Source organism: uncultured Chitinophaga sp., from assembly GCF_937898475.1.
Lineage (GTDB): Bacteria > Bacteroidota > Bacteroidia > Chitinophagales > Chitinophagaceae > Chitinophaga.
This window is the reverse complement of the sequence record NZ_CALEJS010000043.1, coordinates 1-8,167: the sequence shown is the minus strand read 5'-3', so window position 1 is coordinate 8,167 and position 8,167 is coordinate 1. Positions and strand designations below refer to the sequence as shown.

The 8,167-nt window shown below is 46.3% G+C and carries 8 protein-coding genes; 6 read left to right on the top strand and 2 right to left on the bottom strand.

Going from position 1 to position 8,167, the window contains the following annotated elements; all coding sequences use genetic code 11:
- Together Q0577_RS27160 and Q0577_RS27155 are read left to right on the top strand one after the other, a co-directional pair.
- On the top strand, positions 1-1,044 hold a 1,044-nt coding region (locus Q0577_RS27160), incomplete at its 5' end, for an RHS repeat-associated core domain-containing protein (RefSeq protein WP_298742034.1).
- Complete coding sequence (locus Q0577_RS27155; protein WP_298742032.1) at positions 1,041-1,535, top strand: hypothetical protein; 495 nt, start codon at positions 1,041-1,043, stop codon at positions 1,533-1,535. The genes Q0577_RS27160 and Q0577_RS27155, both read left to right, overlap by 4 nt.
- 67 nt (positions 1,536-1,602) lie before the next feature.
- Here the strand turns inward: Q0577_RS27155 and Q0577_RS27150 are convergent, their stop codons facing one another.
- Entirely contained in the window at positions 1,603-1,941 is a 339-nt protein-coding gene (locus Q0577_RS27150; RefSeq protein WP_298742030.1) for a helix-turn-helix transcriptional regulator, read from the bottom strand.
- A gap of 144 nt (positions 1,942-2,085) precedes the next feature.
- On the opposite strand from Q0577_RS27150, the gene Q0577_RS27145 reads away from it, so the two are divergent.
- The 4 genes from Q0577_RS27145 (at position 2,086) to Q0577_RS27130 (ending at position 6,834) form a co-directional block, all read left to right on the top strand.
- Positions 2,086-2,298: a SymE family type I addiction module toxin gene (locus tag Q0577_RS27145; protein WP_298742028.1), complete on the top strand. Its 213-nt coding sequence runs from the start codon at positions 2,086-2,088 to the stop codon at positions 2,296-2,298.
- Positions 2,279-4,948 carry a CHC2 zinc finger domain-containing protein gene (locus tag Q0577_RS27140; RefSeq protein WP_298742026.1) on the top strand — a complete coding sequence of 890 codons (2,670 nt, stop codon included), beginning with the start codon at positions 2,279-2,281 and terminating at the stop codon, positions 4,946-4,948. The genes Q0577_RS27145 and Q0577_RS27140 overlap by 20 nt, the downstream gene beginning before the upstream one ends.
- 132 nt (positions 4,949-5,080) lie before the next feature.
- Positions 5,081-5,980 carry a tyrosine-type recombinase/integrase gene (locus Q0577_RS27135; RefSeq protein ID WP_298742024.1) on the top strand — a complete coding sequence of 300 codons (900 nt, stop codon included), beginning with the start codon at positions 5,081-5,083 and terminating at the stop codon, positions 5,978-5,980.
- The gene (locus tag Q0577_RS27130) at positions 5,977-6,834 is read left to right on the top strand and encodes a tyrosine-type recombinase/integrase (protein WP_298742022.1); all 858 of its coding nucleotides are present in this window, start codon (positions 5,977-5,979) and stop codon (positions 6,832-6,834) included. The genes Q0577_RS27135 and Q0577_RS27130 overlap by 4 nt, the downstream gene beginning before the upstream one ends.
- Positions 6,835-7,695: 861 nt before the next feature.
- Here the strand turns inward: Q0577_RS27130 and Q0577_RS27125 are convergent.
- The gene (locus Q0577_RS27125) at positions 7,696-7,881 is read right to left on the bottom strand and encodes a hypothetical protein (protein WP_298742020.1); all 186 of its coding nucleotides are present in this window, start codon (positions 7,879-7,881) and stop codon (positions 7,696-7,698) included.
- Positions 7,882-8,167 lie beyond the last annotated feature (286 nt).

The following is an 8,167-nucleotide window of genomic DNA, read 5'->3' as shown; positions in this document are numbered from 1 at the left end:
CATTATTATCCTTTTGGGTTGACGATGGCGGGGATTAGTTCGAATGCGCTGAAGGGCATGAACTATGCGGAGAATAGATTTAAGTATAATGGTAATGAGTTACAAAATAAAGAGTTCATAGATGGTAGTGGTTTAGAGTTGTATGATTTTAATGCTAGGATGTACGACCAGCAGATAGGGCGCTTTTTAAGTACTGATCCAGCAGCTGAGTTAGCCCACGATTGGACCGGCTATAGGTTTGGCTTCGATAATCCAATTCTGCATAATGATCCAACAGGCCTATGGGAAGGCACCTATAATAGAGGTGATGCAGGTTTTGACCAACTCCTTAGTTCATTACAGAACGGCACTTTCAATATCAATGACGGGGATAATGATAAAGATAAAAACAAGGATAAGAAAAACAAGGAAGAACATCCCCAGCACTACACACCAATGATGCGCTTTTATGCTGATTGGGCCAATAAATCTCCAAAAAGTCATGCTGAGGATTTTAATGATAGGGTTAATGCGGGAATTGGTATAATGGACCAGGCAGCAAATGACCCTGACCTATATGAAAACTGGGCCTACTATTCTGGTCAATTCTATGGAGCAACATATCCTATATTAGATCCAGCCTTGGTAGAACAAGGACTTGGTTATATGATGAGCGAGGTAATAGGAGCTGGAATCAAGTGGACTGCCTCAATGCCCGTTGTAGCCGGTGCGACAAAAGGGTATGGCATATTTGGTTTAAGAGGAGGATATGGCGTATTTGGGAAAAGAGGACTAAGAATTGGGTCTTATAAAATCGAAGCACTATATGCAAATCCAGCAGGTGGCAGTGGAGCAGGAACAATATTTTCAATCCGCCAATTACAAAAAGTTGGCGGCGTATGGGCGAATAAACCTGGAGGTGCATTATGGCGGTGGGATTATGGAGCATTACATAGTACAGGCCAGCCAGGCTTTCATTCCACAATAAGATTTTATTGGAATGATCAAAAAATTGGCAGCACTGCTCAACGAACTTGGTATCCTCCGTTTAAAATTATAGAATGAAAGATTTGCGTAGGCATAGCGAAGATTTAATATCTATTGCTCCATTTAGGCCTGTTTATGGCGATAGGGTTTTTCTTTACGATTTATTTAGCAAAGTTCTAGATAGAAGTGGAACCCTTTTTGTTCGTGCGAGGCGGCCTAATGATTATGTTGGTTCTTTCCTTGAAGAGTTGGTTAAGGGCATACCCAAAGAGAATATATTCATAATTGAGGAAGATGGTTTTGGAGTTAGCTTTTGGAGTAGCTCTGGACGGAGTTCCGACTCATTAGACAACATAGTTAAACTATGGTATATCTATGAGCAACCGGTTTTCCTTTTCTCTAGCTTCAAAGACAATATAATAAATAACAAAAAAAAGCTATTGTCCAATACGTTATCATGGAATGATTTACTAGCTCTTGTTCCAGGGTATATTGTATATAGAGGGATTGAAGAAGAAGTATTATGGATAGGCAAAAGCAAAGAATACAGCTTTGATGGTTTATTTTAGCTAATGGTTTTTCCTCTAGGTGGTTATTCTCCAAAAAACCGCAGGCACCACCTGCGGTTTTTTCATTTTAGGAGTTCAATGCTTTTTTAGCTTTAGTATTCTGGATAATGTTATCGATCAGAAAATACAGCTTGTCTTTGGTGTCGGGATCCAGCTTCTCAATATCCTGGATACGCTGGAGTGTTTTTTTATCGAAGCTGGCGTTGATGCCTTCCCCTACCAGGTAATCCAGTGACACCCCAAAAGCATCAGCGATCCGTTTAGCGAACTCAATGGAAGGCACCGCCTCCCCGCGTTCATACTTGCCAATAATCTCCCTGGAAACATTACTCTCAGTGGCCAGCTCTGTTTGAGACCAGCCCTTTTGCTTGCGCAGCTCAGTGATAATCTTGGCTATCTTGTTCATAATAGTACCATTAAATGCAGTAAATGACAGCAGTAAGGCAAATTTAAGGTAATACTATGCACAAAAAAATAAGATAGTACTTGGTTGGAATTGTATAATCTTATACTTTTGTGTACAATAGTACCAACGAAAATATTTTTCCACATGGCAAAGCAAACCAGACTTATCAAACTGCACGGTAAATACCAAACGGTAAAAGATCATTGGAACGGTGGCCGTGATGTGCCCTGGTTGAATGTAAGCGGCCTATGGTTAGAGCAGGCCGGTTTTAAAGTAGGCGACCAGTTAGAGATCCTGGTAGGCCGCCGGGTGCTGAAGATCAAAAAGAAAGCTGCTCATGGAGATACGGGACATTAAGCAGCAGTTATCTATCCTGGAAGTGGTGGCGCATTATGGGTTAAAGCCTGATAAGTATAACCGGCTGCTCTGCCCCTTCCATGCGGATAAAACACCCAGCCTGCAGCTGTACCCCAAGACCGATACGTTCTGCTGCTTCTCTACAGCCTGCAGCGCTGGTAGTGGGGATCAGCTGCAGTTTATACAGCTGATGGAAAAAGGTGGCAAGCATGAAGCTATTATGAAAGCTAAATCCATGCTGGGAGCGGCAGGTGCTATACCTGCGATTTTGCCTTCAGTACAGTTACCAGCGGGCAGTGATGCCGATATACTTGAACAGGAAGCCTTAATGGTAAAAGTGTTCAGCTACTTTAAACGGTCCTTACCGCTTGCAAAGAAAGCAGTCAGCTACCTGGAGAGCCGGAGTATAAACTACCAACTCCATGAAATCGGTTATAACAGTGGTGGGCTGCATGTGGAGAGCAAGAACCACCACATGGTCAGCAGCATGGTAAAATACGGATTGCTGAAACTCCGTTCCACTGGCGGTTACAATGTATGGGCAAAAGACTGTGTGGTCTTCCCCTTAAAGAACCGGGAGCATAAAATTATATCATTATACGGCCGCAGTATCAGTAACAATGAGGATCAGCGGCATTTTTACTTAACCGGAAGATCCGGTCTTTATCCCTGTTATCCTGAGGGTGCTACTACGAGGTTAATACTTACGGAAAGTGTGATCGATGCGGCCAGCTTATTGCAGCAGCCGGAGATCACTGCGGAGTACGGAGTATTAGCCTTGTATGGTACCAATGGGCTGACGGATGAACATCAGCAGGCTATTATCAGCTGTAGCGGCTTGGAAGAGATCATCTTTATGTTAGATGGAGATAGCGCAGGCCAGGCAGCTACTATCAAACATGCCGTCACGCTGGCCAGGCTGCTGCCACAGGTAAAGATCACAGCTGTAAGGCTTCCTGATGGAGAGGATATTAACAGCCTGCTACACACACATGATGACAACCGTATCTTAATAGATATGATCGGTCAGCGGCAGCCGGTTAGCTTTTATTCTTCAATTGAAAAAGAAGTTCCACCTGTTGGAAGTGCTGTTACACTTGTAACAGCAGTAGATACCAGGTTAAACACTGCTACACCGGAGCTGTTAACCTATGATGGTGGCCTGCTACAGATCACTATCCTGGGCGGTATTAAGCTTACAGGGTTGGACCGCTTGCGGGTTACGCTGAAGGTAGAGCATAGTGGGAAGCAGCTGCTACCAGTACGTCACAATCTTGACCTGTACAATAACAGCCATACTGAGCAGCTTACGAGCAAGCTATCAGAGGCTTTTGAAATGAGCATGCAGGTAGTGACAGGGATTATATCCCAACTTACAGGCGCGTTAGAAAGCTACCGTGCATCACGGCTGGAGAGCATGCAAACCCGTCCGGCAGTAAAACCAGAGTTAACCACTGCGCAAAGGGAGGCAGCTATTAATTACTTAAAACAACCATCGCTGCTGCGGCGTACCAGTGATGATATAGGACGATCCGGTATTGTAGGGGAAACCGTTAACCGGCTGATCGCCTACCTGGTGTACAGCAGCCGTAAACGGGAGGCTCCTTTGCATATTATGTTCCTGGGCGCCAGTGGCAGCGGCAAAACCTATCTGCAGGAGCGGGTAAGTGAGCTGATACCCGCCGAAGATAAAATAGAGATCACCCAGGTGACGGAGAACGCCTTTTATTATTTTAAGCAGGAGGAGTTAAAACATAAGCTGCTTCTAATAGAAGATCTGGACGGCGCGGAATCTTCCCTGTATCCGCTCAGGGAGCTGCAGAGCAAGCGGCGTATATCAAAAACGGTTACGCTGAAGGACAGTAAAGGGAACCTGAAAACCGTTACTGTTACGGTTGAAGGTCCGGTGAGTGTGAGCGGGTGTACCACCCGTGAAAAGCTGTATGAGGATAATGCGAACCGTTGCCTGCTGCTGTATGTGGATGGGACGAGCGAACAGGACCGGCGCATTATGGAGTATCAGACACGCTTAAGCGCCGGGCTCGTAGATCATGGCCAGGAGCATGCAGTAAAGGAGCTGTTTAGAAGTATCCAACAGGTGTTACAACCAATGCGGATAGTCAATCCTTATGCAGCTTATATCCAGTTACCGCAGCAGATCTTTAAGCCCCGCAGAACCATGACCTTATTATTATCGTTTATAGAAACGGTCACCTTCTATCATCAGTACCAGCGGGAGATAAAAAGGGATGGCAGCGGTCAGCCTTATATAGAAAGCACGCCGGAAGATATATCAGCCGCGTTCGGGCTTTTAAAAGAGGTGCTGTTCAGTAAAAGCGATGAGCTGGCAAAGGCTACCCGTAACTTTTTAGAGTTATTAAAAGCCCTGCTGAAAGCTGAGAGTAAAGACAGCTTTACCGCCAAAGAGATCCGGGAGCGGCTACGTATTAATCCCGGCAACCTGAAACGCTACCTGTCAGAGTTGGAACGTTACGGATACCTACAGGGCAGCGGGAACCGCTATCGTCATTATGAATACCGTATTATCAACTTTGACGAGTATGAAACCCTGAAAGGCAGTATAGATCAACACTTGCAGGGTATTTTAAACACCATTAATCAGCAGGCCAGTAGTTCAGTGGTTCAGTAGTGGTTCAGTAAAGTTAGTGAACCACTCAAAGGCGCTACAGTACTACGTTTATCTTCAGTGGTTCAGTAGTTCAGTAAAAAGACTATAGTAGCAAAATCTTTTACCCCTCCTCCTTATTAAAATCTATTGTTTATGGAAGCAGTTCACTTATTACATAGTAATGAGCATGTGCTATTACAGCAAGGCTTTAAGAACTGGCTGCAGCTGTTGGGCTATGCTGATATTAGTGTCTATAATCTTCCACGGCATCTGCAGGAGTTTTTACATTACCAGGAACAGCAGGGAAAGTATGGGCTTCAACAGCTGGCAGCTAGTGATGCTACTGCTTTTATAGATCTGCTGAAGATAAGAACCGGCATCCGTACCGGGCAGGGTTATAGTAGTGGGCATATTAATAAGTACATCCAGGCTTTACATCTTTTTAGCCGTTATGTGCGGGAGACAGGCAAAACAGGGATAGGCTTCAGGTTGGAACGGCTGGAAGATAGCCGCAGTAAGCCTACCTGGTTAACGGTGGCAGAAGTGCATGCGCTGTACAGGGCAACGGATGATAGCCCGTTAGGAATGCGCGACAGAGCAATGCTGGCGGTGTTCTACGGCTGCGGCTTACGGTTAAATGAAGGGGCGAACCTTGAAGTAAGTGATGTGCTTACAGAACGGGGCTTATTATATGTACGTAAGGGAAAAGGATATAAAGAACGGTATGTTCCTATCAGCGGGAGGGCTTATGAGCTGTTGCAGCTTTATATAGATCACGGCCGCCCACAGTTATTACAAAGCGCTACAGCAATGCTGTTTATAGGCGTAAATAAGGGCATCCCTTTAACGAAGCAGAGTTTATATATCCGTATTAAACAACTGGCAAAAAAGGCAGGAATAATAAAGAATATCGGTACACATACCCTGCGGCACAGTGTTGCCACCCATCTACTGCAAAGCGGTATGGAGCTGGAACAGATACAGGAGTTTTTAGGCCATAGCCAGTTAGATAGTACACAGATTTATACTCACCTGGTAAATGATGTTTTATGACGTTCAATACTTATTTACAGCAGCTGCAGTTCAGCACAGCCACTGTTGGGGCTTATAATAAACAGCTGGAGTACTTTATCCAGTGGCTGGACCAGGAGCAGTTAAGCCCGACAGATATGACTTACACTGAACTGCTAGACTTTATACGCTGGCTGCAAGCGCAGGGGAAAAGCAAAAGCCTGGTAAGAAGCCAGCTTTGCATCCTGCGGCATTACTTTAATTACCTGGTAGCAGCAGGTAAAAGAACCGATAACCCTGCAGCCGGTATTTTTATCAGAGGTCTTAGCAGAAAGCCACCCTCCGACTTGTTAAGTGTTCAGCAACTGCAGCAGCTCTATGATCAGTACAATATCCAACTGCATGTAGACCTGGGTAAAAAGATCATGTTAGGGCTGCTCGTCTACCAGGGGCTGACCACTGATGAAATAGAACGGTTGGAAGCACCGCATATCCGGCTAAAGGAAGGGAAGATCTTTATCCAGGGAACCAGCCGCAGTAACGAAAGATGGTTGAAGCTGGAAGCCGTGCAGATAATAGATCTGCAGCGTTATCTGGCTGTTAACCGGCTCAAGGCAGGCGCTTTACTGGCCGGACAGAAAAAGGGCTTTATCAGTGCCAATAACATTATTAACCAGGTTAACAGCATCATGAGGCAGTTACGCCGGCTTAACCCTAAAGTGCAGAACGCTCAGCAACTACGCAGTAGTGTTATAGCCGGCTGGATAAAGCAATATAACCTACGACAGGTACAGTATATGGCTGGCCATAAATATGTGAGCAGTACCCAGCGGTACCAGACGAGCGACCTGGAAGATCTGCAACGCTCTTTACGCAGGCATCATCCTATGGGATAAGGCTGTACAATAACGCATACCGGGCAAATGTTTTACCATAGTTTTACCATTAGCTCATAGCGAATTATAAACGCATGATTAGCACCTTGCTATATTACTCAGCTTGAATCCTGCCATGATCCAAATCTAATTATCTTTAGGTGTTCGATCCCCGTTAGGGATAGGTAATGGGAACATAATCGAACACCTATAGGCTGTAGACCTGCTGCCTTCTAAGCAGCAGGCCATCGGGTTAGAACCCCGTTCTCCGCTCGCTTCATATCCTTACCTTGGCGAATATCGGGCGGACAAACCATATAAATAGATGTAAATCAAAAAAATAGGATTCCAGATCCAGGAATCGAACCACACAGAACAAGGAGCACCAGATTGTGGTTCTGGGGGTCCATAGGCAGCAGCTGACTCTTAATCAGCTGTCTGGAAGGAAACGGGAGTTCGAATCTCTTCTTCCGCACGGACATACTTATCCAAACCTCGAACCAGGACAAACAGAGTCCGAGTCTGTCGTACTACCGTAATATATATAAAAGAGCATCTGACTACGGATCAGAAGGCCCCCGTACCTAACTTGATACCAGTCCTTAGCATCTACAAGTAAATCAGGCCAAGCGGTCTCCCTGCGCACGGCCTCCCCAAAAAACCGCGCCAGCCAGCCCGCTGACGCGGGCGTGCCTGTCACGGTTTTGCTCACGCTTCGTGCTCCGGTCGGGGCAGCTCCCGGTCTGGCTGTATCCTGTTATGCGGGGTGCCTGCTGATGACCGCCATCCCTGCGCTGCCCGTTATGCGTCCGCCACCTGCCAACCGCCCTGGCCTTATCTGTTTTATCTGCCGTCCGCTGCGCTCCCGGCTATTATCAAGGTCTAGCGGCGGCCTGCTATGGCTCCGTGCTCCGCTTCGCTACGCACTCCCACCATAGCGGCCAGGGCGGAATGGCGGTCGGTGGCGGCGGGAATGCTATTAGGCGGGAGATTATAGCTGCCAAACGGCAGGACCTTGATCAATGGCGATAGAATATAACCTGCCGCGAACAGCGGCGACAGTAACACTGATCAGCGTTAGTACTATCTTGGCGCGTCCGCGGCCATAGACGAGGTGCCCAGCTTCAGCGCATCACCCAACGACAGACCGTACGATCAGCAGTGTAACATACCTGAGCGACAGCCCCCACCTCATCTATGCCCACGTACGTTCCCCCCTTATCTTTACCAAAGCGATTTTTTTGTTCAATTGAAAAAGGAAACCTTATTTTAGGGACTATTAGCAGTTCTTTGAAGATTACTGGTCGGAGACGGTAATTATTATCCATTTGGGTTGACGATGGCGGGGATTAGT